The sequence below is a fragment of the Cytophaga sp. FL35 genome, assembly GCF_014349235.1.
Lineage (GTDB): Bacteria > Bacteroidota > Bacteroidia > Flavobacteriales > Flavobacteriaceae > Euzebyella.
In genome coordinates this window covers 227212-252968 of record NZ_JACSOH010000005.1, presented here as the reverse complement: position 1 = coordinate 252968, position 25757 = coordinate 227212, and the positions used below count along the sequence as shown (strand labels likewise).

The following is a 25757-nucleotide window of genomic DNA, read 5'->3' as shown; positions in this document are numbered from 1 at the left end:
TCAGCAACAATGAGTCCTATAACCACCAGAAAATTCCATCGAATACTTCTACCCATTTTTGGCTTCCTAACCTTGGGCATGTCCGCTCAATATTTTACTGAAAAGCCCCGCGTATTTGTTCTAACGGATATTGAAAATGAACCTGATGATGCCCAATCCTTGGTTCGCTTCCTTACCTATAGTAATATGTGGGATATTGAAGGTATAGTGGCCACTACTTCTTGCTGGCAACGTGATAAGACAGCAGAATGGCGAATTCATGAAATTGTGGATGCCTATGGCAAAGTACGTGAAAACCTTATGGTTCACGAGCAAGGCTATCCAACGTATGAACATCTTAAGAGTATTATAAAAATTGGGGTCCCCAAATTTGGAATGACCGGTGTTGGCGAAGGTCAGGATTCAGAAGGTTCGGAATGGCTTATTAAAGTATTGGAAAAAGATGATGACCGCCCAGTTTATATCCAAGCATGGGGAGGTGCCAATGTCCTAGCACAGGCACTTTGGAAAATGAGGAGGACCAAAAGTTTATCGGAATTAAATGAAATTATTAAAAAAATGCGGGTCTATACCATTTCCGATCAAGACGATTCCGGTCCGTGGATCAGAAATACATTTCCCGGCATCTTTTATGTAGTAAGCCCCGGTTATGAGGAAAACGGTGGTGGCCAATACCATTACGCCACTTGGAGCGGCATTTCCGGAGATAAATTTCATGGTAGGTTCAACGGCCCGGATTTTACGATCGTAGATAACCCTTGGTTAGATGAGCATATACGCAAAGACCATGGTCCTTTAGGGGCGGAGCATCCGCATACGGAATATTTGATGGAAGGTGACACACCTTCTTTTCTCGGTTTGGTCAATAATGGCCTTAGTAGTCCAGAAAACCCAAATTATGGAAGTTGGGGAGGTAGATACGAACTGTATATTCCCCAATATAAAAAATATATGTACGAACCTGAGTTAAGGCCAATTTGGACCAATGCCCAAGACGAAGTATACAGTGAACATACCCAAATGACACACACAAGTAACCACGCTACCATTTGGAGATGGAGAGAGGCTTATCAACATGATTTTGCCGCACGTATAGACTGGAGCAATACTTCAAAGTACTCAGATGCCAATCATCCTCCGGTAGCCAAGTTAAATCATGAAAATGAACTATTGGTACGTTCCGGGGATACCGTAACGCTAAGCGGACAAGCTTCTACCGACCCTGATGGCGATGAATTATCCTATGAATGGATAGCATATAAGGAAGTAGGTACACTCAATATTGGCCGTCGCAATTCCATAGAACTTAAAAATGCGAACACCCACTCCGTTAGCTTTACAGCTCCTACCACAGATAAGGTGGGGACCATCCATTTTATTCTTCGGGTAACTGATTCCGGAAGCCCCAGTTTAACTAGATATCAAAGGGTAATCGTCAATGTAATTCCTAAATAATATGGGAACCAAAAACCTACTCTTAGCTTGCTTGTGTTTATGCATTTTGATTTCCTGTGGGGAGAATAAAACAACGGACGCCCAAGGAAAAAAGAAGATGGCGGTTATTATTTCAACCTTGAACAACCCTTGGTTTGTTTTCTTGGGCGAACGAGCCGCTGCTAAAGCGGAGGAATTGGGTTATGAGGCTAAAATATTTGATTCTCAAAATAACACGGCCTTGGAAGCAGACCATTTTGATAATGTTATCGTGTCGGGTTTTGATGCGATTCTGTTCAACCCGACTGATGCCGATGGTAGCATTGTTAATGTAAAAAAAGCAAAAGAAGTGGGCATTCCCGTGTTCTGTATGGACAGGGAAATCAATTCGTTGGATGCAGCTACCTCTCAAATTCTCTCGGACAGTTATTCGGGTAGTGTCGCAGTGGGCGCCTACTTCGCACAACAATTGAACAAAAAAGGCAATTACGTAGAACTATTGGGTCTGGTAGGGGATAATAACACGTGGGCGCGTTCCAACGGGTTTCATTCCGTGGTGGACAATTATCCCGATTTAAAAATGGTGGCGCAGCAAAATGCAGATTTTGACCGGAACAAGGCTTTGGAAGTAATGGAAAGTATCCTACAGGCTAATCCTGATATTCAAGGGGTTTTCTGCGGTAACGACGCCATGGCCATGGGCGCATATCAAGCTTTGATTGGCGCAGGTATGGCAGACTCGGTAAAAGTTTTTGGTTTTGATGGCGCCGATGATGTGGTGGGTGCCATACAAGAAGGTAAAATAGCGGCCACAGGAATGCAGTTTCCAAACGTTATGGCAGAACGAGCCGCCATTTATGCCGATGAGTACATTAAGGGCAAGCGTGATTTCGCCCAAAAAATTCCGGTCGCGGTAGAACTGGTTACATCAAAAAACGTGGCCAATTACGCCGCTTATGGCGAATAATAATCTGAACGAAATCATATGGTAGCTTTAAAAACGGACGAATGCAACTGACAAAAAAAATACTGCTGACATTAGTAGTTCTTATACTTGCCTATTTTTCGGTAGAAATTAGGCCGATGGATGCGGTAGACATAGCCAACAAAGATTTTGACGCTACTAATTATGCCAAGAATTTTGTATACAATGTACTTCCAACTTCCTTTGAAAAGGCGGTCCCTTTACAAGAACTGGTCGCACAACTAAAAACTGATGAAGAAGTTGCTTTTGATAAATGGTCCAATGCCATAGCTGTAGGTAACATCGGTTATTTTATGGTGAGGATGTCAGGCTCTGTAAAGGAAATAACAGAGGATGAGGTAGTCCTGGTCACTTCTGAGAATATCAATGTTCGCTTACAAACCGAATTCGTTTACGGTAATGCCATAAGGGATGCTTCGGGGCTGGTAGATAATAAAAAATTTCAGAATACCTCAGATTTAAATGCCATTGCCAATGCGGTAAATAACATTATTAGGCAAGAAATCCTACCCCCCTTTAAAAGCAAAGTAAAATTGGGCGATTCCGTATTGGTTATCGGAGCGGTAGAAATGAATCGGAAATTTCCACCTTTAAACGATTTTGAGGTACAACCTGTACAACTACAAAACAAATAAATGTTAGAGGCCAAAAATATAACTAAACGTTTTACAGGTATAACAGCCTTAAACGAAGTTCAGTTACACCTAAAAGCGGGCAGGGTAACAGGTATTATTGGCGAAAACGGGGCTGGTAAATCCACACTAATGAAAATCCTTAGCGGGGTTCATACGGATTATGAAGGCGAATTGATGATAAACGGCAAAACGGTAAAATTTAAAAATACCCGTGATGCCCAAGACAAGGGTATTGCCATTATTCACCAAGAACTAAATTTATTTCCGTATCTGAGTGTTACGGAGAACATTTTTTTGGGCAGGGAACTCAAAAACAAATTGGGAATTCTCGATGACACGCAAATGAAGCGTAAGGCTAAAGAACTATTGGCCAAGGTTAAGTTGGAGGTTGACCCTAAGACCAAAGTCGAGAACCTAAAAGTGGGGGAGCAACAATTATTAGAGATAGCGAAAGCATTGTTGTTGGATACCAAGGTTCTGATTATGGATGAGCCCACATCGGCCATTACCGATACCGAAGCCAATATTTTATTCGGTATTATAGAAGAATTGAAAAAGGAAGGCACGGCCATAGCCTACATTTCACATAAGATGAACGAGATTTTTACCATCTGCGATGATTATGTGGTGTTACGGGACGGTGAATTTATTGGCGAAGGACCAATCACAGAGGTTTCTGAAAATGAATTAATACAAATGATGGCCGGGCGAGAGGTAAAACTGCACCGCCACAATACCCATATTCCCAAAAATACGAATGCCAATTTACTCGAGGTAGATAACCTTAAAATTCCGAGGTATGATACCCCGGAGGGAATTTCTTTCGCCTTGAAAAAAGGAGAAATTTTAGGCGTTTTTGGGTTGATGGGTGCTGGTCGAACGGAGTTATTGGAGACGTTATTTGGGCTTCACCCCAAAGCGGTTATGGGCAATTTGATAATTGATGGGCAAAAACAAAGGTTTAATTCGCCCCAAAAGGCTATAAAAGCAGGCTTGGCATTGGTGACCGAAGACCGAAAAAGAGATGGTATAGTTCCCGATTTAAACGTGCGGAAAAATATAAGTATCACCGTATTGGAACAACTCTGTAAGTTAGGAGTACTACAAGAAAATAAAGAAAAGACCGTATCCAAAAAATACATTGATGAGCTTAAAATCAAAACGGAATCGGACCAACAATTGATCAAGACCTTGAGTGGAGGAAACCAACAAAAGGTGATTTTGGGAAAATGGCTGGGCACCAATCCCAAGGTCCTGCTTTTGGACGAACCCACGCGTGGTATTGATGTGAACGCCAAAAGCGAAATTCATAAACTGATCAACGAATTGGCCGCCCAAGGAATGGGTGTCATCATGGTATCCTCCGAGCTACCTGAAATTCTTGCAGTAAGCCACAGGATTTTGGTATTAAGTGAAGGCCGTTTAACGGGTAATTTTTCCATCGATAAGGCAAATGACAAGAATATTCTTAAAGCAGCCATAGCATAATGATAGCAACAGCAACCAACCAAAAACTGAACAATCTACGGCCCCTCATCGCCTTACTTATCATGTGTTTGGCCATTAGTCTACTTTCCGATAAGTTTTTGACGGTAAATAACGGCTGGAATATCCTTAGGCAGATTTCGGTAAATATCTGCATTTCGGTGGGAATGACCTTAGTAATTTTGACCCGTGGTATCGATTTATCCGTGGGTTCTATCTTGGCATTTGCCGGTGCAATTGGCGCGGGGTTGTTAAAATTTGGTATCGACCTACCTTCGCAAAATATCAATATTGGTTTTACCCTTTTAGGTGGTATTTTGGGAGCACTTGCAGTTGGTGGTTTCCTAGGGTGGTTCAATGGCCTTACCATTACCCGTTTCAAGGCCCCAGCTTTTGTGGTTACCTTGGCAATGCTTACCATGGCACGCGGTTTTACTATGTTGTACACAGAAGGTTTTCCCATCAACGGTTTGGGAGAAAAATTTGGGTATATAGGTACGGGGTGGTTCCTTGGCGTACCTTTTCCGGTGTGGATAACACTTGTTGTGGTTCTTATAGCGGTATTCATCACCAACAAAACTCCCCTAGGCAGGTATATTTATGCCATAGGTGGAAATGAAAATGCGGCCCATTTATCCGGTATCAATACCAAACGGGTAAAGATGATTGTGTATACCATTTCAGGCATAACTGCTGCTCTGGGCGGTCTTATGGTCACTTCACGTTTGGATAGCGCCCAACCCAACGCGGGTCTTAGTTATGAATTGGACGCCATTGCCGCCGTAGTAATTGGTGGTACATCATTAAGCGGTGGCAAAGGCAGCATTTGGGGTACGGTTTTGGGTGCCGTGATCATTGGGGTGCTCAACAACGGATTGGTATTGCTAAATGTGAGTCCGTTTTGGCAACAAGTAGTAAAAGGAGCGGTGATTTTATTGGCCGTGATTATGGATAAAACCAACAAGGAGTAAAATGTACATTTTAGCAATAGACCAAGGTACCAGTAGCACCAAGGCACTTTTGTTCGATGAAGCAGGAAAAGTGGTCAAAAAGGCGGTGGCCGATTTGCATACCAATTACTATCCCGATGGTCGCGTGGAGCAAAATCCTTTCGATATTCTTGAAAGTGTAAAGCAAGCCTGTACATTGGTCCTACAAGATATTCCTTTTGAAAACATAGCATCCATAGGTATTAGCAACCAACGTGAAACCTTCGTGTTGTTCGATAAGGAGGGAAAACCCATTTATCCTGCGGTTGTTTGGGCGTGTAAGCGTTCTACCGCACTTTGCGAAACCATTAAAGACCAAGAGCCTTGGGTAAAAGAAAAAACAGGCTTATTAATTGACCCCTATTTTTCAGGAAGCAAGCTGCTTTGGATTTTGGAAAACGAGCCCGAAGTCGCGGCACAAATCGCCAATGGTGAAATCCATTTTGGTACGGTAGATACTTGGTTGTTGTATAATCTAACGGATGGAAACCAGTATTTAACCGACCATACCAATGCTTCAAGAACCTTGTTTTTCAATATCAATGACTTGGATTGGGATACCGAAATACTGGAAAAATGGCAGCTTAAATCCTTGAAATTTCCTTCGATAAAACCGTCTTCAGCATCTTACGGAAATACCGATCTATTTGGACTATTAGATGTGTCCGTTCCTGTTTCGGCCATGATCGGAGATTCGCATGCGGCCATGTTCGGTGAAGCTTGTTTGGGCAAAGGCGATACCAAAATGACCTTGGGCACGGGCTGCTCTATGTTGATGCATATTGGCGACCAACCACAAACATCTACCAACGGATTGTTGAGCACCATAGGCTGGAGCACGGGCGATACGGTTGCATATGCTTGGGAAGGGGCCATTGTGGCCTGCGGTTCAATGATTGAATGGCTGAAAAGTTTGAACATTATCTCACTAGCCGAGGAAACCGAAGCTATGGCCCAAAAAGTAGCAAATAATAATGAGGTGCTTTTAGTTCCCGGTTTTAGTGGTTTAGGGGCCCCTTTTTGGCAAATGAACCGTAAGGCAAGTTTTCATGGTATGACATTTGGTACTACCCAAGAACACATTGTAGGGGCTACCTTAGAATCCATTTGTTTTCAAATTAAAGCGGTAATTGATGCCATGGAAAGCGATCTTGGCCATGCCGTACCTCAAATTGCGATGCATGGTGGACTATCAAAAAATCGTTTTGTAAAACAAAGCTTGTCCCGCATAGTTAACTCCCAAATTAATATTCAGGAAAATCACGATATTTCAGCACAAGGTGCGGCTTTTTTAGCCGGACTTTCAATAGGGATGTTCACAGATTTGAATGAAATAACTATCATGGTAAAAAAGACGACCGTGGAAACGAGCCAAGAATCAGAAGATTTATTGGAGAAATTTTATAAATGGATGAACATGATTAATGTAAACGACCAAAAATGAAAAATTGGATAATAGCTTTGGTGCTCTCCATGACCTTTACTTCAGTTACAGCACAAGAGCAACCCAAGCGAACCATTGTCACTACTGATGGTGAAATTGATGATGTAGACACCTTTATTCGCTACTTGATGTACACCAATGAATTTGATACCGAAGGCTTGGTATATTCCAGCTCTATGTGGCATTGGAAAGGTGATGGCAATGGTACCAAGTTTACTTCTGAAATGGAAATGACCCGAAATATCTACGGGGAAGATTTGACCGACCTACGTTGGCCAGGTACCAACTGGATTCAAGAATTGTTGGCAGAGTACGCTAAGATTCATCCGAATTTGGTGTTGCATGATAAGAGGTATCCATCCGCGGAAGCGCTATCAGCATTAGTAAAAGTAGGAAACATTGATTTTGAGGGAGAAATGGAACAACGAACCGAAGGTTCTAAATGGATAGCCGAAAAATTATTGGACGATGACCCACGCGAAATCTTTTTACAAGCTTGGGGTGGTACCAATACCATTGCACGTGCCTTAAAATCGATTGAAGAAGATTACTCCAAAAAACGAAATTGGAAGGAAATAAAAGCCAAGGTGTCAAAAAAGGCCATTATTTATACCATTATGGACCAAGATGCTACCTATAAAAAATACATCGGCCCAAACTGGCCAGAGATACGTGTATTCTACAATGCCAATCAGTTTTGGTGTTTTGCCTATCCTTGGAAAATGGTGGTGCCCAAAAGTCAACAACCTTATTTAGAAGGAAGCTTTATGGGACCTAACATTATTAACAGCCATGGCTCGTTGTTCGAGAAATACTATTCGTATGGTGACGGTCAGAAACAAGATGGGGACCCCAACCATTTTGAGGGAGATATTTCGAAAATCACCAAAACCGAACGCGGTAGTTTTTCAAAATATGACTTTATCTCGGAAGGAGATTCTCCGGCTTTTTTACATTTGGTAGACGTGGGCTTGGCCAATTATGAAAATCCTTCTAGAGGAGGTTGGAGCGGCCGCTTCGTTCAGTCTACAGAAAACCCGTTCCGATATGAGGATGGCGATGCGGCATCGGATTGGAATCCTGAAACTGAAAAAATGGACACAAGTTATCCGCAAAGTCGTTGGGTAAAAGCGATGCAACTGGATTTTGCAGGGCGGGCAGATTGGGCCGTTAAATCCTATGATGAAGCTAACCATGCCCCAGAAATACATGTCCTGGAAGGAACTGCTTTAAACGTATCAGCAGGGGAAAAAGTTATCCTGACACCAAGCTTTACCGACCCTGATGGACATGGCGTTTCATTCAAAGTTTGGAATTACGCCGAAGCGGGAGACGGTGCAGCTGAAGTAACCTATGATGCTGAAAAGGATATAGCTACCGTGACAATTCCTGAAACCGCCAAATCTGGTGAAGAATACCATGTGATTGTTGAGGGCAATGATGCTGGTTTTCCTTCAATGACAAGATATCAAAGGGTGATCCTAACGGTGAAATAGTATTTTTTAAATGGGAAAGCGCTTAAATAGTACTGTATATTTTGTGAATGAGTTCAAGCCCATTATTTCGAATAGCATCTTAGAAGAAGCTTGCAACATTTAGGTTTATAACAATTTTATAGAACTATCTCCTCGTCTCGGCTAATTTTTATTCTCCTTGCGAATTCATCAATTATCAATTTAAGCTTTGGTATTTCAATTTGATTAATAGCTTGAAATAAGAATTGTAGTTTCCCTTTCGCTCATAATTTCAACTATAAGATAGATAAAAACAGATAACAAGGTTCTTTGTCATTTAGACAATGAAAAAATCACAGATTAATGGAAAACCAAAGCTATTTAAATTAAGTTTTTTTAATCTTTAAGCACAATCTTAACCCCCATTTTAACTTACTGGTACATATTAGGATAGTTTTAGTATATTTAAATTATTGACACCATACTACTTTTTGAAATCAAGCTCACTTTTTACGTAAACTCAAATAAAATGAAACTGACATATAAATCATCGGAAAAAAGGCCGGAACGCTCCTTTCTAGTCAGACAAGATAGAATGCCTTGTATTGAACAAGATTGGCATTTTCATAAAGAAATTGAACTCATTTACTTTATTAAAAGTACAGGTACGCGTTATGTTGGAAATTCCATTGGAAATTTTAGCCCGGGAGAACTTTATATGATAGGCAGTAATATCCCCCACCTTTTTAAGAATGACAAAGAATATTATGCCAATCACCCTGAAAAGGAGGCCGTAAACCTAATTGTAATTAAGTTTGAACCGGAATTTTTAGGAGAAAACTTTATGCGACTTCCAGAATTACAAAATCTTAAAGCTTTAATAAAGATGTCGGATAGAGGTATTAAGTTTTCAGAATCTACAACCTATTTGGTCCACCATCATATTTTAGGACTCGTAAATAATAGAGGCCTTTCGAATATTGTTGAACTTCTAAAAGTTTTGGACGTACTTTCAGTAAATGAAAATCATATTGCACTTTGTTCAGAAGTAATACCCAACGTATATAACAAAAATGAGAAAGATAGAATGGCCAGGGTAATTTCTTTTTTAACTGATAATTTCGATAAAAAAATAGAGCTTGAAGAGGTTGCAAAAATTGCCTACATGACCCCTAATGCCTTTTGCAGATATTTTAAAAAGAAAACGCGCAAATCTTTTACCCAGTATCTGAATGAAATTAGATTGAGACATGCTTGCAGATTGCTGATTGAAGGAAAAATGCAAATAGCCACCATCTGCTACCAATCTGGTTTTAACACCTTAACTAACTTCAATAGACAATTCAAAGCATTGTTGGATTGTACCCCTTCTGAGTATATGGAAAAATACCATAATCATACCGAGGTTGTATAAAAAGTTCAGATAACTTCTACCCCATGTTTCTTTAGAGGTTAAGAAACAGTTAGTGAAAGTCAATTAAGTTTATATACTACTTAATAATTTATTCTAGGTTTGTAAAAATCTAGTCAAAGGTGTATTCAATTCTAATGTTGCTTGGAAGTATACTGCTACTGATATTAGCAGTTACAAAGTTCAAGGTCCATCCCATTCCAGCCCTATTGATTACTGGTTTAATTCTTGGACTTTCCACAGGAAGTACGGTAGAGAATGTAACCCAAAGTCTCTTAAATGGTTTTGGGGAAACCCTAAAGTGGATAGGCCTCATTATATTCTTTGGGACATTACTTGGAGAAATCCTCTCCTCAACTGGTGGGTCTGATATCATTGCGGACAGTATAATTAAAACGTTTGGAAATAAATATTTGCCTATCAGCGTGGCAACTATTGGTTTTATAATTGGCATTCCCGTATTTATGGATGTTGCTTATCTAACACTATTACCCACTCTAGTGGTATTGTCTAAAAAATCAAATCATTCTATCCTTACATTGGGTTTAGCATTGTCCATAAGTTTGACCGTGGCCCATGCACTAATACCTCCAACACCTGGACCTTTGGCGGTAGCCGCAATTTTAGATACCGAGGTAGGTAGAATCATTCCATTGAACAGTATAGTTGCTTTGGTTGCTATTGGTATTGGGCTTTTATTTATAAGTATGGTAGGAAAAAAAATACAAGTCAAACAGGAAATAGACTACTCTACTAAATCTAAGTACAGGCTAAAAGGAGTAAAAAAAATGTTACCGTTTATAGCTATTCTTGCGCCTCTTTTTCTTATGTCATTAGGGACTATAATCTCTACAAAAAACCAATTGATCGAATTTGTTAAGAATCCTATATGGGCTTTATTGATTGGCTTATTATTTTCACTTCCCTTAATTAATCAAAAGGATTTTAATAAAAAGCTCCATTCCTATTTTCAAGATGCAGGGGCTAAATCGGCCATAGTAATACTAATTACGGGTACTGGAGGAGCCTTCGGTCAAGTGATAAAAGATACTCAAATTGTAGAAAATTTAATTTCGGACGCAACCAACATTACAGCGCTTGGAATTTTGATTCCATTCTTACTTGGGTTATTGTTTACCACCGTAACAGGATCTATCACGGTATCTTTAATAACCACAGCTTCTATTGTTGCACCCCTTGTTTCAAACGGGCTTCTGGACCCTAGCTTTGCTACTGCAGCGATATGTGCAGGATCTTTAGGTATAATTCATGTAAATAGTAGTTTCTTTTGGCTATTTAAGGAAGTGCATCACCTTACCACATCAAATGTCCTAAAGTCCTTTAGTCTGATTTCGTTTTTGGTATCAATTTCAGCAGGACTATTAGTTTTTCTTCTTTCTATACTTTTTTCCTAAACCAAGCAGGTTAAAATAATGTTATTAGTGGTTAATATCCGTCGATTAGACATTTAACTATTCAAGTTTCTTTGTAAAAACAATTTCAGCAACTGCCCCCCTTGGGCTTTTTTACTTAGAAATTTCACCAAAATGGACAACTCACTTTTAGCAATCGCTCTAGTTATTTTAGCAAGCTTTTTTCAAGGTACCTTTGGTCTTGGCATGAAATACATGTCTCCCTTAAAATGGGAAGCTTGGTGGTTGGTGCATGCATTTGTAGCAATGATTGCGGTCCCCAACATTTGGGCCTTATTAGCAATACCAAACTTATTCGAAATAATCAATTCCGCGGAAAGTTCTGTAGTTTGGAAAGCTGCCTTCTATGGATTTTTATGGGGTATTGGAGGGATTCTATTTGGTGTTAGTGTAGAAAAAACAGGAATTTCAATCACCTATGGCATTGTTATGGGACTTGCCGCTTCAATGGGATCGATAATTCCGCTTTTTCAAATTGATGGTTCTCTTTCCAACCCTTCATTTCCCTATATTCTTTTAGGGGTTCTTTTGTTATTGGTAGGTGTAGCCGTAACTGCTGTTGCCGGAGTAAAAAGAGACCACTTAAAAGCTGATGAACAAAATGAAAAATCCAATGTTCTATTAGGTGTTCTAATAGCTGTATTATCCGGTATTCTTTCCGCCTTTTTAAATGTGGGGTTCGCAAACGCCTCACCTGTAGCGAAATTGGCAACAAATGAATTTAATATTGATGCTCAAGATGCAAGCTTATCCGCTTGGGTAGTAGTGCTATTAGGTGCTTTTATAATGAATGGCGGATATGCCCTTATAAGGTTGATAAAAAATAAAAGTTTTAGCTCCTTCGGCACAGAGAAAAGTGGCAAAGCCTATATGTGGGCCGTATTATCCGGAATATTCTGGTTTGCCGCCCTAGGTGTATATGGCCAGGGAGCAGCTTTAATGGGGAATTTAGGTCCTGTCATTGGTTGGCCTATATTACTAGGTTTAGCTTTAATAATCAGTAATATTTGGGCATATAGGTCAGGTGAATGGAAAAATGCTAGAGGCCCATTTAAACTCTTACTATTTGGTTTGTTTATTCTTATTGTCGCCATATGTATCCTAGGATACTCCAATTCGTAAGATCTTTTAAAAATATGACCAGATACAATGCTATAAATCCTCGGATATGAAAATTACAAACATTGAACCTTTTGTTGTCAGTCAAGAACTGAATACTCCATTTTATTTCTCTCAATGGGAATATAGTACCCGACAAATTTGCATTGTACGAGTGACTTTGGACAATGGCTTCTATGGATGGGGCGAAGGATATGGCCCTGCTGCTGTAATAAAGGCAGGAATCGAGTTTTTCAGTCAATTCTTAATTGGAAAACCTGCAATAGAAAATGAGACCCTATGGCAGGAAATGTACAGAAGATCAATGGACTATGCACGAAGTGGCACTCTACAAGCTGCCATAAGCGCTATTGATGTAGCCCTGTGGGATCTCAAGGGTAAATTATTGAAGCAACCTGTTTCAGTTCTGTTGGGTGGTATAAAAAATCCTAGAATTCAACCTTATGCTACCGGTCTCTATTTTACGAAGGGGTCAGACCTTGCAATAAAATTGGCTGAGGAAGCACAATTATATAAGGCCCAAGGTTTTAGCGCAATTAAAATGAAAGTGGGTTTGAGCATTGAGAAAGATATAGCATTTGTTGCAGCTGTAAGGGAAGCTATTGGTACGGATATGAAACTTATGGTAGACGCCAATCATGCCTATTGCTCCAAGGAAGCGCTTGAGTTGTGCCACAAATTGGAAAAGTATAACATTTCATGGTTTGAAGAACCTGTCTCACCTGAAGACTATGAAGGCTATCGGAGACTACGGCAAAAATCCAATATCCCTATAGCCGGTGGTGAATGTGAATACTTGAAGTTTGGTTTTAAGAGGCTACTTGAAAACGAATGTGTAGACATTGCACAACCGGATATCTGTGCTGCTGGTGGACTAACCGAAGTAAAGCGTATTTCATCTTTGGTCCAGGCCTACTGCAAAGATTTGGTACCACATTCTTGGGGTACATGGATTGCTATTAGTGCAGCCGTACACTTTGTAGGAAACCTTGATAAAAATCCGGGTAGGCTTTTCGACGATATGCCTACCATGGAACTTGATAGAACGGAAAATCCCCTCAGGGATGAGCTCACCACTAAGAGTTTCAGCTTAAAGAACGGAATCATTGAAGTTCCAAATGCACCCGGACTAGGTGTAGATGTAAATTTAGATTATTTGGCTAAATACAGTGAAAAATAGTAATTCTCAATGGAAACAAATTTAAAATACGGACATAAAAATCTTTATATAGACGGAGAGTTGCAACCAGCTTTTGACAACAGGAAGTTTGAAGTAATCTCTCCTGCAACAGAGAATGGTATAGCCACCATCGCATGGGCAGGTCCAAAGGATACACTCAAGGCATTGAATTCTGCCAAAATTGGATTTGAGTATTGGTCAAAAATACCTTTAGAGACACGTTTGGAGTGGATTGACAAACTTAGGTCTAAAATAATTGAAAATGAGAATTTACTTCGGCAGAGTATCATGCTTGAAATGGGAAAAAACTGGCCAGGTACGGGAGAGGATTTTAAAAGCATTACAGATTCTTTGGAATTTTATTCCAAGGAAATTAAAAAACGAGACGATATAATAATTGAAGATAAAGAAGGGACACATGAGCATAAGGTAATCCATCAACCCATAGGAGTAGTTGTAGCTTTTCTAGCTTATAATTTCCCTCTTCTCAATTTAGGGTTTAAACTTGGACCTGCCGTGGCCGCCGGATGTAGCATTATCATAAAACCATCTGAATTCTCCCCCCTTTCCGCCTATATTTTGGGCGAACTGTGTTCAGAAATCAACTTCCCAAAAGGAGTAATCAATATTATCTGCGGAGACACTAAAGATGTGGGAATACCTTTATGTGAGAGCACTATTCCAAGACTTGTTACCATGATAGGTTCTACTGAAACCGCACAAAAACTAATTGCTCAAAGCAGTAAAACCTCTATAAAAAGATTTAGTATGGAGTGCGGCGGAAATGCCCCATTTATAGTTTTTCCGGATGCGGATTTGGACCTTGCGGTCAACATAGCCTATGCCCTTAAAACAGGAAATTCAGGCCAAATTTGTGTGGCTCCTAACCGACTATTTATTCATAGGGATATTTTGGGCAAATTTTCTGAGCGTCTTGTAGCCTTATTTAATAAAACTAAAGTAGGTTTTGGTTTGGACCAAGAGTGGGATATGGGGCCAATGACAAATAAAATTTCAGTGCAGAAAGTAGAAGAAATAGTTCAAGAAGCTGTCAAGCAAGGTGGAGAAATTCTTTGTGGGGGAAAACCTATGTCCGGTCTTGGCTATTATTTTGAACCAACCGTAATATTAATTCCTGACCAAAAAGCAAAGGTTCTTGAACGGGAGATATTTGGGCCGGTGGCTATGTTGGTTCCCTTTGATTCCAAAGAAGTGGCTTTGACTTTATCCAACAATACAGATGCAGGTTTAGCCTCCTATGTTTTCACCAATGACCTGGCCTTACAACAATTCTTTATTGACAATTTAGAGTTTGGAGAGGTACAAATCAATGGTGTTAAATATGATATCTATCTGCCCCATAGCGGAATTAAAAATAGCGGAATTGGAGTAGATTGCTCTTCCTATGCCCTAGATGACTACTTAATCAAGAAGCGAGTTACAACTGCCATCTAAAGGGTATGAAAGAAAAATTCATAAGTTGTGATTGGGGCACCTCTAATTTTAGGATTCGCCTTGTTGATTTAACAAGCTTAGAGGTGCTTAAGGAGTTGGTTTCAAATGATGGTGTTAAATTCTTATATAAAAAGTTTGCTCTTAAAGGAAAAGTAGACCAACATTCCTTTTATCTTAATTTCTTAAAAAACAAGATTGAGCTACTCAATTTAAATAATGGCAATTATAGTATTGTATGTTCGGGTATGGCCTCTTCAAGTCTAGGACTAAAGGATCTTCCCTATGCAAACTTTCCTTTTGACTTTTCAGGAAGTAGTTTAAAAATTGAAACTTTTAAATTTTCAGCTCAACAAAATTTGCATCTAATTTCAGGTATCAAAAATGACCATGGCATGATGAGAGGGGAAGAAGTTCAGGCCATAGGCCTTGAGAAGTATCTAGAGGATATTCCATCAGGAACCCTTGTTCTTCCAGGCACACATAGCAAGCACATATCATTTAAAAATGGGAGCTTCACCAATCTTTCTAATTATATGACAGGGGAACTTTTTGATGTCCTTAGCAAAGACAGTATTTTAAGTAGTTCTGTCTCAAATCACACTTTTGATAAAAAGCTAAAAGAAAGCTTCCTTGAGGGAGTTAACGCCATTAAGAACAGGAGTTTAAGCTCTTCTTTATTCAATGTAAGAGCACGGCAAATCCTACAACAAAAAAATAAGAAAAAAAACAGCGCCTATTTAAGCGGTCTTCTTATAGGCGATGAACTTAAAACCTTTGAAACCAAGAACAACTACATAGTGCTGGCAGCTCCAAAATCCCTAATAGCTCAATACAAATTGGCATTAAAGAGTATGGTAGAACCAAAAAGAATTATCATTCTAAATCCAGAAATTCTGGAAACAGCCCTCTTAACCGGCCATAGAAAAATACTTAATTTATATGAACACTAACGAGAATTTTTGTTTAGAAAAGTTTACGAAAACCCCGGTTATTGGTATACTTAGGAATCTTGACATAAATAGCGTTCTATTTCTGGCTGAAACCTATTTAGAGGCAGATTTCCATACGCTAGAGGTTACAATGAACACTCAAGGTGCAGCACATATTATTTCAAGTTTGCGTAAAGAATTTCCGCAATTGAATGTGGGTGCGGGCACTGTATGTAACTTAAACGAATTAAATCAATCCTTGGATGCAGGTTCACAATTTACGGTTACCCCGATTATAAATAAAGAGGTACTGGACAAATGTGTAAATAGTAACATCCCTGTCTTTCCCGGGGCATATACACCTACTGAAGTTTATCAAGCATGGAGTTGGGGCGCTACCGCCGTTAAGGTTTTCCCAGCCACTCAATTGGGACCAACATATATAAAAGATGTTCTCGCCCCCTTAAATCAAGTAAATCTACTTCCTACCGGAGGCGTAACCAAAAATAATATAGCTGATTTTATAAACGCTGGAGCTATTGGGGTTGGAATGGGTAGTTCCATATTTAGCAAAAAACTGGTCCTAGAAAGAAATCAACCTAAACTTTTAGAACATTTTCAATCAATCAAATCGAATATACCTCTAATCAAATCATAATATAGACCCATAATTCCTATAGTTTTTAATTTTTGGTTAAAAAAGTGCTATTACTGGATAATATCATCCACATCACCCATTCTTTTAATGGCTTTATTTGCATATAAGCTATCAAAGCTCGCTGATTTTACTCAGTAATAACAATAAATATTTTCAGGAAAGTCACACTGGCTTCTCAACCATTTTAACTCACTCTAATCTCAACTTTAATGAAAAAATTTTTAACCGTTGTAATTGCACTCCAAATTTTATCATGTGGAGAGAAAAAAAATGATGCAAAAGTTGATAAAAATACCAAGAGTCCTAAAGTATTTTCTGCCAACCTAGATGATGGTAAGGGTATTATAAATTATTCCAACAGCCCACATGTTGCCCTAAAATCAATTGATATTGGTGACTGTCGCTGGACACAAGGATTCTGGGCTGAAAAATGGAAAATAGCAGAAGAAACCATGGTACCCCATATGGGCGAAATCCTAAAGGGAGATATAGGTCATGGTTACAACAATTTTAAGATTGCCGCTGGACAGAAAGAAGGAGAACATAAAGGCTTTTGGTGGCACGATGGCGATTTCTATAAGTGGATGGAGGCTTCTACCTATATTTATGCAGTAAATAAAGACAAGAAAATATTAAACGACTTAGATGAAATTATCTCCGTAATCGCCAAGGCACAATTAGAAAGCGGGTACCTCTCTACCCCTATTATAATCCGTGATGATATTGACCCATTTAGTAATAGAAGATATCATGAGCTATACAATAGCGGACACCTGATGACCGCAGCTTGTATACATAACCGTGTAACAGGGAAAACAAACTTTCTGGATATCGCTATTAAACATGCCAACTATCTTTACAAACTTTTCTCCCCCAAACCAGACCACCTAAAAAGATTTGGATTTAACCAAACCCAAATCATGGGTCTAGTTGAACTGTATAGAACTACCAAAGACAAAAAATATTTGGAGTTAGCCGAGCAGTTTATAAATATGCGGGGAACCTATAAAATCGAGGAAGATGAAACCACCAAAGGATATCCTATAGGTGATATGGTTCAAGAAAGGGTTCCACTTAGAGAGGAAACCGAAGCAGTAGGTCACGCCGTTCTAGCCCTATATTATTATGCCGGTGCAGCAGATGTTTATGCAGAAACTGGAGAAAAAGCCCTACTAGACGCATTGGACCGCCTATGGGAAAATGTAACTTTTAAAAAGATGTACGTTACAGGAGCAGTGGGGCAAACTCATTATGGACGTTCCTCTCGTCTGGATAAAATAGAAGAGGGGTTTATTGATGAATATATGATGCCCAATCTAACAGCGTATAATGAAACTTGTGCCAATATCTGTAATTCTATGTTCAATTATAGAATGCTTTCCTTAAGTGGAGATGCTAAGCACGGGGACGTCATGGAGTTGGTTTTACATAATAGTGGTTTATCCGGCATTAGTCTTGAAGGTACCCATTACTATTACTCCAATCCCCTTAGAAAAATTGATGGAGCCCTGGATTATGAAAAAATGAATGTTGAATTCCCCGAAAGACAACCATACTTAGAATGTTTTTGCTGCCCTCCTAATTTGGTAAGGACTATTGCTAAATCACCGGGATGGGCCTATAGTAAATCCAAGAATGGTATAGCTGTTAATCTTTATGGAGGCAATGAGCTTCAAACGACATTATTAGATGGTTCCAGCATAAAACTAAAACAAGAATCGAACTATCCTTGGGAAGGCACTGTAAAAATCACCATTGAGGAGTGCAAAAATGATATTTTTGATTTAATGCTACGTGTTCCTGAATGGGCTACGGGTACCACTATTAGAGTAAAGGGCGAAGATATTAAAAATGTAACCGCCGGAAGTTTTACAACCATAACACGAACTTGGAAGTCAGGAGATGTAATAGAAATGGAAATGCCAATGGAAACCAAATTCATTGAAGGCCACCCGAGAATTGAGGAAGTTCGTAATCAAGTAGCTCTAAAAAGAGGACCAGTAGTCTATTGTATTGAATCTGCAGACTTACCAGAAGGAACTGATATTACAGATGTATATATTCCTTCAGATATAGAATTTAAACCCATTTACAAGCCTGGTTTTCTTGGAGGTGTTACTACCTTAGATGGTAACATCCTTTTAAGAAATGACAAGACCAAAGGAATGTATAGTGTAGTAGAGCAACCTAATTTTAAATCTCATGCTACCAATCTCATTCCATATTACGCCTGGAGCAATAGAGGCCAAGGAGAAATGAGCGTGTTTCTACCCGTTATTTGGAACAGGAATTAACCCAGGTGATGATAAAATTAATTTTGAAAAAGGTTTTATTGTTCATTACGTTGTTGTTAATTATTACTTGTAATTCTCAAACGGATTTTAAAGTTGGAATTACAAGGCCCAATGTTCTTTTCATTGCAATAGACGATTTAAGACCAGAAATAGGAGCATATGGTTCCGAGGTGGCAATAACTCCAAATATTGATGCCTTAGCATCGGAAGGACTTTTATTTAATAATGCTTATTGCCAAGAAGCAATTTGTAGCCCGTCCAGAGCCAGTTTAATGACAGGAGCTCGCCCAGAGACCATTAATGTCATTGAAAACTTCACCTATTTTCGGGACTCAAACCCTGAAATCGTTACCCTTCCTCAACATTTTAGGGCCCATGGCTATGAAACGGTCCACACGGGAAAGATTTACCATAATAAAGAATTTGGTGATGGGAAATTTTCCTGGAGTCGTACCCCTGTCGAATTGGACAAACCTTTGGTTGAATTTGGATATAAACTACCTGAAAATGAGTCGTCCCGAAAGAAAAACCGAGAAGCCATGTTGTCCAAATACGGTAAAAATGCATTGAGAAATGGTCTGGGACAGGGTCCCGCATTTGAATTCGCAAATGCGGCGGACAATACCTACGAAGATGGACATAATACAGATAAAGCCATCGCTACTCTAAAGGATATGCTTAAGAACAATCCGGAAAAACCATTCTTTTTGGGTCTTGGTATGAAAAAACCTCATTTAGATTGGGTAGCCCCTAAAAAGTACTGGGATTTATATAACAATAAACAAATACCTCTTACAGAAGAAGATAAGGCCCCTAAGAATGGAGCGGCCATGGGACTTCATCCTTCCTTTGAACTAAGGGCTCGGGCGAATATCCCCAAATACGGACCAATTGATACAGAATTGGCAATAGAACTTAGGCGTGCTTATTTGGCATGTGTGAGTTATGTAGATGCGCAAATAGGGAGAATGTTAAGAGCTTTGGAAGAAGAAGGTGTTCGGGAAAACACCATTATTATCCTTTGGAGCGATCATGGATGGCACTTAGGAGAAATGGGAATTTGGGGCAAGGCAACAAATTATGAAATTGCAACTCGAATACCGTTGATTATTTCGACTCCAGATATGCCTCAATCTGTTCGAGGAGCAAAATCCAATGCTCTGGTCGAACTTGTAGATCTGTACCCAACTCTTTGCGAATTGGCAGGTCTGGATTTACCTGAACATTTAGAAGGTCAAAGTTTCAGCCCCTTATTACAAGAACCAAACAAGGAATGGAAGGAAGCTGTTTTTAGTCAATTTCCCAATCCAGCACTTAGAGAATGGGCGGCCAACCCTTTATCCAAAGGTATGAGAGAAACTTATTTTGGTCCATTAATCAAAGATGTCGAAGATAAGATAAAGGCTCAACAAGGTGACAAATGGAACCGAGATTTATTTGAAAACCGACTAATGGGCTACGCTATGCGAACGCATAAATATCGCTTTGTAGTTTGGAAAGACTTCCAGAATAAGAATGCGGAACCTTTATTTTATGAACTGTACGACCACCAAACGGACCCTCACGAAACTACCAATATTGCAGAAGATAATCCAAAATTGGTAGAAGAACTTTTATGTCAGTTCAATAAGGGCTGGAAAGGTAACTTAGCTGTCAATTAAGTATAGTAAGCAACTATCAGATAAAATTAACACGTACGATATGACTATTTTAACTAAAAAAGCAAAGTTTGCTTTGTGTATTACCCTATTGGGTTGTAGCATATGGAGCAAAGCCCAAGATGACAGGCCAAACATTTTAATGATCTTGTGTGATGACTTAGGATACGGCGATGTTGGTTTTAATGGTTCAAAAGACATACGGACCCCTGAAATGGACAAACTAGCAAAAACTGGCACTATTTTCACATCTGCATATGTTGCCCATCCATTTTGTGGCCCCAGCCGATCGGCTATAATGACAGGAAGATATCCACACCTAACAGGTACACCGTACAATTTATACCAAAACAGCAGCCAAGATGATAAAGACAATATGGGCATTCCCCTAAAGGAGGTTTTTGTGTCTAAAGCATTGCAGGACGCAGGATATTACACCAGCGCCATAGGTAAATGGCATTTGGGAGCTGCTCCAAAATTTCATCCCGACAATAGAGGATTCAATAATTTCTACGGTTTTTTGGGGGGCGGTCATGATTATTTTCCTGACGAATATCAAGAAGTATATCGTAAGCAACTGGCTATTGGAAATAAAGAAATACGAGATTATGTGCTTCCGCTAGAACATAATGGAAATAGTGTAAATGAATCTGAATATTTAACGGACGCGTTTTCAAGGGAAGCTGTAAACGAAATCAAAACAGCAACTAATAAAAAACAACCCTTCTTTATTTATTTAGCCTATAATGCGCCACATGTTCCATTAGAAGCAAAACCAGCAGACCTGAAGGAGTTCTCTAGTATTGAGAATAAAGACAGAAAGACCTATGCAGCAATGGTATATGCCGTAGACCGTGGAATAGGTCAGATAGTAAAAGCCTTAAAAGAAACTAGTCAATACGAGAACACTCTAATAGTTTTTTATAGTGACAACGGAGGGAATACCAATCACGGAGCCAGCAATTATCCTTTAAAGGGTAGTAAAGGAGATACTTGGGAGGGTGGCTACCGAACACCAATGTTCTTTCATTGGCCAAACAAAATAACTGAACATGAAAACTTTAATTTTCCCGTATCATCACTTGACCTCTACCCCACTTTTTTAGGATTGGCAAAATCCAAGCCTCCTGTTGGTAAAAAACTGGACGGAAAGAATATTTTATCTAATATATTGAACAGAACAAATCCACGTGAAAATGAGATGCTTTTCGCGCTTCGTTATCGAGAAGGCTACTGTGATGTAGGGGGTAGATTAGGGGATTGGAAAATAACTAGAATGGGCAATGAACCTTGGCGTTTACACAATCTCAAAGAGGATATTGGGGAAAAGAAAAACCTCAGTGGGCGTTACCCGGAGAAATTAAAACAAATGGTGGCTACGACAGAAGATTGGACCAAAGACTTCATTCAACCTTTGTGGTATTATTCTCTTAAAGACAAAGAGTTATGGGAGAATAATCGCATGCCAATGTATAATGAAACCTTCGAAATAGATAAATTAGTGCAACCAGCCCATAAAAACTGAGATTCTTTTCTATCCCAAATTTTTAAGAAGGCCATGATAGTTTATATCATGGCTTTTATTATTAAAAAAATCTCAGTCCCAAAACCCAATCGATATACGAGTAAATGCTCCATACACTGGTGTATCTAAAATTAAGTAAGTAGTCAAATCCAATATTTCTTCATAACCTATAAACATTTCAAGCCATCATTGAGATATGATTTAACTCTTTCCATTTTGGTTAAAATAATGTTACCAAATGATAAAATCCGCAAAAATAGCAGTGCAATTTTATGATTCTTTTGTAATCATAATATGATATGTATGAGGGAAAGAAGTGAAGTGAAATACTTCATACATGATAAATACTACAGATTTGGATAAAAGCAAATCTGCACTACAAGACTCTAACTTAACAAATGTAAATTATGAAAAAAAACAGATTAAATAATGCTAGAAGCTATTTACAGCATTTTCAAAAATGGAGCGCTTTCAAACTATTAATTCCTTCAATTATTCTTATTTCAACTAGTGCTAACGCTTTTGAAAATCATAAGTCTTTTGCACTACCAAAAAATACAGTTCTAAATAGCAGTCAAATAGCTCAATCTTCCATTTCGGGAACGGTAAGCGATGAATTGGGTCCGTTGGCCGGTGTAACTATAGTCATAAAAGGCACCACAAAAGGAACCACCACCGACTTTGATGGAAATTATAGTTTAGAGATAGACAATGAAGATGCGGTTTTAACATTTTCATATATCGGATATGGTACGCAGGAGGTAGCTGTAAACGGAAAACGTACCATAAACGTGCTTATGACCGAAGATGCATCAAAACTAGAAGAGGTAGTAGTACTAGGCTATACCACAAGAAATAAGGGCGAAGTAACGGGATCTGTGAGTACAATAGATAGTAAGGCAATAGAACAATCTTCCAATAAAGATTTAGCAAAGTCTCTAGCTGGGCGAGCCTCAGGTCTTATAATTAGTGACCGTGGGGGAGTTCCTGGTGCCGGTAATGGCGGTGGTGGAAATACAGACGATGACGCCACTACCATACTAATTAGAGGTAAATCTACCTTGAATAACAACTCACCATTAATATTAATAGACGGTATCCAAGCTGGTTCATTCTCCAATCTTTCTCCTCAGGATATTGCATCCTTAACAGTATTGAAAGATGGGGCCGCTGCCATTTATGGTTCTCGAGCGGCAAATGGAGTAATTTTGATTACCACGAAAAGAGGTTCTCAAGGAAAACCAAAAATCAATTTTACCTCTTCATATAACATGTCTTCCTTTACCAAGTTACCGAACTTGATGACATCTGAGCAGTATGCCATATATGAAAATGAAATTGCCCAACGCGCTGGAACCGATTTACCTTTTAGTCAAGACCAAATAAACGGCTACGCTTCCGGAAACGACCCTATTAATTTCCCAAATACTGACTGGGCCGCTTTGACCTTCGCAAAAACCTCTCCAGAAACCAGAAATACCTTATCTGTATCAGGTGGGACAGAAGCAGTCAAATATTTTGTAAGTGGCGATTTGCTTAGTCAAGAAGGGTTATACCGCTCAGGGTCGTTAAAATTCAATCAGAAACAGGTACGCTCCAATTTAGATATTAAGATTACTGAGGATATAAAATTAGGCGTTGATCTATTAGGAAGGTTTGGTGATAGGAACAGACCTGGTGTAGATGATGGAAATATTTACAAGCACATTTTTACAAACCTACCAACTGAAGTAGGGGTCTACCCTAATGGATTACCGGGCTTTGGTGGAGAAAACGGCCAGAATCCACTTGTAATGTCCAGTACAGAATCTGGTTTCGTAAATAGGAAGGATACAGACTTAAGGTCTAAGTTTTCATTAGATATCAATCTAGACAAGCTAATAGATGGATTGAGCCTCAACGGTTTTTTGGGTGTTCGCAAAATGAATAATGATGCAAAAGATTGGTACACGCCATGGACCGTATATACATTTCAAGATGGTACAGGCGAATATATACCCTCAACCGGCTTTTCCCAACAAGGACAAAACCGTATTCTACGGGAATCTTTCTGGAAATATGATGAGACTTTGGTAAACGCCACCATTCGTTATTCCAAAATATTTGGAGACAATCACTCCATAAACACTTTTATAGGAACTGAACGTTTGGACTCTGATACCAGGACCTTTTTTGCACAGCGCCAGGGTTTTCCTTCCAATGACCGACCAGAGCTTTTTGCGGGAGGTTCAGAGCAACAGCAGTCCTCAGGAATTAGAAGCGAATTTGCCCGAATGGACTTCTTTGGTTCCTTGTCCTATGATTTTAAAAAGAAATATTTCATAGACCTCACGGTACGTCACGATGGGTCAAGTGCATTTGGACCTGGTAAGCGATACGGGACCTTTCCAAGTATTGCGGCTTCATGGGCCATAGATAAAGAAAACTTTTTAGAAGATGCTTCATGGATCAACTCTTTAAGACTTAGAGGTTCTTGGTCTAAAATGGGAAATGACAGGATTGCCCCCAACCAATGGTTAACCCTCTATGATTATGGTGTATCTACCACAAATGGTAATCCTAATTTTGATGTTGCCCAACCAGATTATTTTATAATTGGTTCCCCTGGAGTACTGGTTAATGGTTTTAGTTCTTCAACAACCGCTAATCCAGATGTTACTTGGGAAACGGCGAATATGCAAAACATTGGGTTGAGCTTCAGCCTTTTTGACAGTAAATTATCGGGAGATGTCAACTATTTTTATCAGCTCAGAGAGGATATATTGGCGCAGCGACAAGCAGCTATTCCAGATTACCTAGGATTTAATTTACCGGCGGAGAACTTTGGAGAGGTAAAAAATTACGGCTTTGAATTTGAGTTGGCATGGAACGATGTAATTGGTAATGACCTCAATTATAATTTAGGCATGAACTTCTCCCAGGCAAAAAATGAGGTAGTCTTTCTGGCAGAAGGAGAAAATGTTCAAGAAAGTTTAAGAAGGGAAGGCATGCCCATTGATTCCTATGTTATCTATCCAACAAATGGGATTTTTAGGGATCAAGCCCAAGTTGATGGTGCCCAAGCCAAATTGGACGGTTCTCAAGAAGGAGATATCTTTTATCAAGATTCCAACAACGATGGCATTATTAATGCCGATGACCGTAAAAGAGTTGGAAGTTCCAATATACCTCAAATACAATACGGGGTGTATGGAGGGTTCACCTATAAGAACTTCGCTTTAAATTTCTTGTTTCAAGGTCAGGCCCAAGCAGAAACTCTTGTGTTCTTTGACCAAGGGGGGGCCAAACCAGAGTTTGTATTCGATCAACGTTGGACCCCTTCCAACAGAGATTCGAATTTTCCAAGAGCATTTCCTCAGGGAGATGGTATCAACGGTAATCAAAATGGTAACGTGGAGGTCTTTCAAGGAGCTGATCTTTGGTATCAAGACGCATCCTTTGTACGCCTAAAAGAATTAGAGGTGGGCTACACTATCCCTAAAAACATAACCCAGATTGGGGATATTAGAATCTTCGCAAGAGGATACAATTTAGCAACCTTTTTCTCGGACATCTATGATTTAGGTTTAGACCCGGAGGCTACGGGGTATAACAACTTTAGAAATGCCACCTATACCCCAATTAAGACTTATAGTATTGGGTTAAACTTTAATTTCTAATATTAATTGA

Annotated in this window: 18 protein-coding genes; all 18 read left to right on the top strand. The window is 39.3% G+C overall.

Annotated features, from left to right (window positions below; translation table 11 throughout):
* Positions 1–9: 9 nt before the first annotated feature.
* The 18 genes from BIZ36_RS06030 to BIZ36_RS05945 all read left to right on the top strand — a co-directional run bounded on the left by BIZ36_RS06030 (position 10) and on the right by BIZ36_RS05945 (position 25747).
* Positions 10–1455: a DUF1593 domain-containing protein gene (locus tag BIZ36_RS06030; protein ID WP_187456966.1), complete on the top strand. Its 1446-nt coding sequence runs from the start codon at positions 10–12 to the stop codon at positions 1453–1455.
* Positions 1456–1486: 31 nt separating this feature from the next.
* Positions 1487–2401, top strand: coding sequence for a D-ribose ABC transporter substrate-binding protein (locus BIZ36_RS06025; RefSeq protein WP_353616824.1), 915 nt, complete (start codon positions 1487–1489; stop codon positions 2399–2401).
* A 41-nt stretch (positions 2402–2442) separates the two neighbouring features.
* On the top strand, positions 2443–3054 hold the full coding sequence (locus BIZ36_RS06020) for a DUF2291 family protein (protein ID WP_187456964.1): 612 nt from the start codon (positions 2443–2445) through the stop codon (positions 3052–3054).
* The gene (locus tag BIZ36_RS06015; RefSeq protein ID WP_187456963.1) at positions 3055–4542 is read left to right on the top strand and encodes a sugar ABC transporter ATP-binding protein; all 1488 of its coding nucleotides are present in this window, start codon (positions 3055–3057) and stop codon (positions 4540–4542) included.
* Complete coding sequence (locus BIZ36_RS06010) at positions 4542–5510, top strand: ABC transporter permease (protein ID WP_187456962.1); 969 nt, start codon at positions 4542–4544, stop codon at positions 5508–5510. Before BIZ36_RS06015 ends, BIZ36_RS06010 begins: the two co-directional genes overlap by 1 nt.
* A 1-nt stretch (position 5511) precedes the next feature.
* The gene (locus BIZ36_RS06005; protein ID WP_187456961.1) at positions 5512–6972 is read left to right on the top strand and encodes an FGGY family carbohydrate kinase; all 1461 of its coding nucleotides are present in this window, start codon (positions 5512–5514) and stop codon (positions 6970–6972) included.
* Positions 6969–8468, top strand: coding sequence for a DUF1593 domain-containing protein (locus BIZ36_RS06000; RefSeq protein ID WP_187456960.1), 1500 nt, complete (start codon positions 6969–6971; stop codon positions 8466–8468). Before BIZ36_RS06005 ends, BIZ36_RS06000 begins: the two co-directional genes overlap by 4 nt.
* A gap of 487 nt (positions 8469–8955) precedes the next feature.
* On the top strand, positions 8956–9840 hold the full coding sequence (locus BIZ36_RS05995) for an AraC family transcriptional regulator (protein ID WP_187456959.1): 885 nt from the start codon (positions 8956–8958) through the stop codon (positions 9838–9840).
* A gap of 134 nt (positions 9841–9974) precedes the next feature.
* On the top strand, positions 9975–11252 hold the full coding sequence (locus tag BIZ36_RS05990) for a GntP family permease (protein ID WP_286174629.1): 1278 nt from the start codon (positions 9975–9977) through the stop codon (positions 11250–11252).
* 132 nt (positions 11253–11384) lie between these two features.
* The gene (locus tag BIZ36_RS05985; protein ID WP_187456957.1) at positions 11385–12392 is read left to right on the top strand and encodes an L-rhamnose/proton symporter RhaT; all 1008 of its coding nucleotides are present in this window, start codon (positions 11385–11387) and stop codon (positions 12390–12392) included.
* Positions 12393–12438: 46 nt separating this feature from the next.
* On the top strand, positions 12439–13569 hold the full coding sequence (locus BIZ36_RS05980) for a mandelate racemase/muconate lactonizing enzyme family protein (protein ID WP_187456956.1): 1131 nt from the start codon (positions 12439–12441) through the stop codon (positions 13567–13569).
* A 9-nt stretch (positions 13570–13578) separates the two neighbouring features.
* Positions 13579–15024, top strand: a complete 1446-nt coding sequence (locus BIZ36_RS05975) for an aldehyde dehydrogenase family protein (RefSeq protein WP_187456955.1) — start codon at positions 13579–13581, stop codon at positions 15022–15024.
* 5 nt (positions 15025–15029) lie between these two features.
* Positions 15030–15974, top strand: coding sequence for a 2-dehydro-3-deoxygalactonokinase (locus BIZ36_RS05970; RefSeq protein WP_187456954.1), 945 nt, complete (start codon positions 15030–15032; stop codon positions 15972–15974).
* Positions 15964–16611 (top strand): bifunctional 4-hydroxy-2-oxoglutarate aldolase/2-dehydro-3-deoxy-phosphogluconate aldolase, encoded by a 648-nt coding sequence (locus tag BIZ36_RS05965; protein ID WP_187456953.1) that lies wholly within the window; start codon positions 15964–15966, stop codon positions 16609–16611. Before BIZ36_RS05970 ends, BIZ36_RS05965 begins: the two co-directional genes overlap by 11 nt.
* A gap of 209 nt (positions 16612–16820) precedes the next feature.
* The gene (locus tag BIZ36_RS05960; RefSeq protein WP_187456952.1) at positions 16821–18905 is read left to right on the top strand and encodes a glycoside hydrolase family 127 protein; all 2085 of its coding nucleotides are present in this window, start codon (positions 16821–16823) and stop codon (positions 18903–18905) included.
* An 8-nt stretch (positions 18906–18913) separates the two neighbouring features.
* Positions 18914–20566, top strand: a complete 1653-nt coding sequence (locus BIZ36_RS05955; RefSeq protein WP_187456951.1) for a sulfatase — start codon at positions 18914–18916, stop codon at positions 20564–20566.
* A 40-nt stretch (positions 20567–20606) separates the two neighbouring features.
* Complete coding sequence (locus tag BIZ36_RS05950) at positions 20607–22088, top strand: sulfatase-like hydrolase/transferase (protein WP_187456950.1); 1482 nt, start codon at positions 20607–20609, stop codon at positions 22086–22088.
* Between the two features lie 407 nt (positions 22089–22495).
* Positions 22496–25747: a SusC/RagA family TonB-linked outer membrane protein gene (locus tag BIZ36_RS05945; RefSeq protein WP_187456949.1), complete on the top strand. Its 3252-nt coding sequence runs from the start codon at positions 22496–22498 to the stop codon at positions 25745–25747.
* The last annotated feature ends 10 nt before the right edge of the window (positions 25748–25757 follow it).

What these genes read in the sequence shown, in the direction of transcription:
- BIZ36_RS06020 (WP_187456964.1), top strand. Translation starts at nt 2,443, where the DNA reads ATGCAACTGACAAAAAAAATACTGCTGACATTAGTAGTTCTTATACTT.
- BIZ36_RS05950 (WP_187456950.1), top strand. Translation starts at nt 20,607, where the DNA reads ATGACTATTTTAACTAAAAAAGCAAAGTTTGCTTTGTGTATTACCCTA.
- BIZ36_RS06010 (WP_187456962.1), top strand. Translation starts at nt 4,542, where the DNA reads ATGATAGCAACAGCAACCAACCAAAAACTGAACAATCTACGGCCCCTC.
- BIZ36_RS05945 (WP_187456949.1), top strand. Translation starts at nt 22,496, where the DNA reads ATGAAAAAAAACAGATTAAATAATGCTAGAAGCTATTTACAGCATTTT.
- BIZ36_RS05955 (WP_187456951.1), top strand. Translation starts at nt 18,914, where the DNA reads ATGATAAAATTAATTTTGAAAAAGGTTTTATTGTTCATTACGTTGTTG.
- BIZ36_RS05970 (WP_187456954.1), top strand. Translation starts at nt 15,030, where the DNA reads ATGAAAGAAAAATTCATAAGTTGTGATTGGGGCACCTCTAATTTTAGG.
- BIZ36_RS05995 (WP_187456959.1), top strand. Translation starts at nt 8,956, where the DNA reads ATGAAACTGACATATAAATCATCGGAAAAAAGGCCGGAACGCTCCTTT.
- BIZ36_RS05965 (WP_187456953.1), top strand. Translation starts at nt 15,964, where the DNA reads ATGAACACTAACGAGAATTTTTGTTTAGAAAAGTTTACGAAAACCCCG.
- BIZ36_RS05975 (WP_187456955.1), top strand. Translation starts at nt 13,579, where the DNA reads ATGGAAACAAATTTAAAATACGGACATAAAAATCTTTATATAGACGGA.
- BIZ36_RS06030 (WP_187456966.1), top strand. Translation starts at nt 10, where the DNA reads ATGAGTCCTATAACCACCAGAAAATTCCATCGAATACTTCTACCCATT.
- BIZ36_RS05980 (WP_187456956.1), top strand. Translation starts at nt 12,439, where the DNA reads ATGAAAATTACAAACATTGAACCTTTTGTTGTCAGTCAAGAACTGAAT.
- BIZ36_RS05990 (WP_286174629.1), top strand. Translation starts at nt 9,975, where the DNA reads ATGTTGCTTGGAAGTATACTGCTACTGATATTAGCAGTTACAAAGTTC.
- BIZ36_RS06000 (WP_187456960.1), top strand. Translation starts at nt 6,969, where the DNA reads ATGAAAAATTGGATAATAGCTTTGGTGCTCTCCATGACCTTTACTTCA.
- BIZ36_RS06005 (WP_187456961.1), top strand. Translation starts at nt 5,512, where the DNA reads ATGTACATTTTAGCAATAGACCAAGGTACCAGTAGCACCAAGGCACTT.
- BIZ36_RS05960 (WP_187456952.1), top strand. Translation starts at nt 16,821, where the DNA reads ATGAAAAAATTTTTAACCGTTGTAATTGCACTCCAAATTTTATCATGT.
- BIZ36_RS06015 (WP_187456963.1), top strand. Translation starts at nt 3,055, where the DNA reads ATGTTAGAGGCCAAAAATATAACTAAACGTTTTACAGGTATAACAGCC.
- BIZ36_RS05985 (WP_187456957.1), top strand. Translation starts at nt 11,385, where the DNA reads ATGGACAACTCACTTTTAGCAATCGCTCTAGTTATTTTAGCAAGCTTT.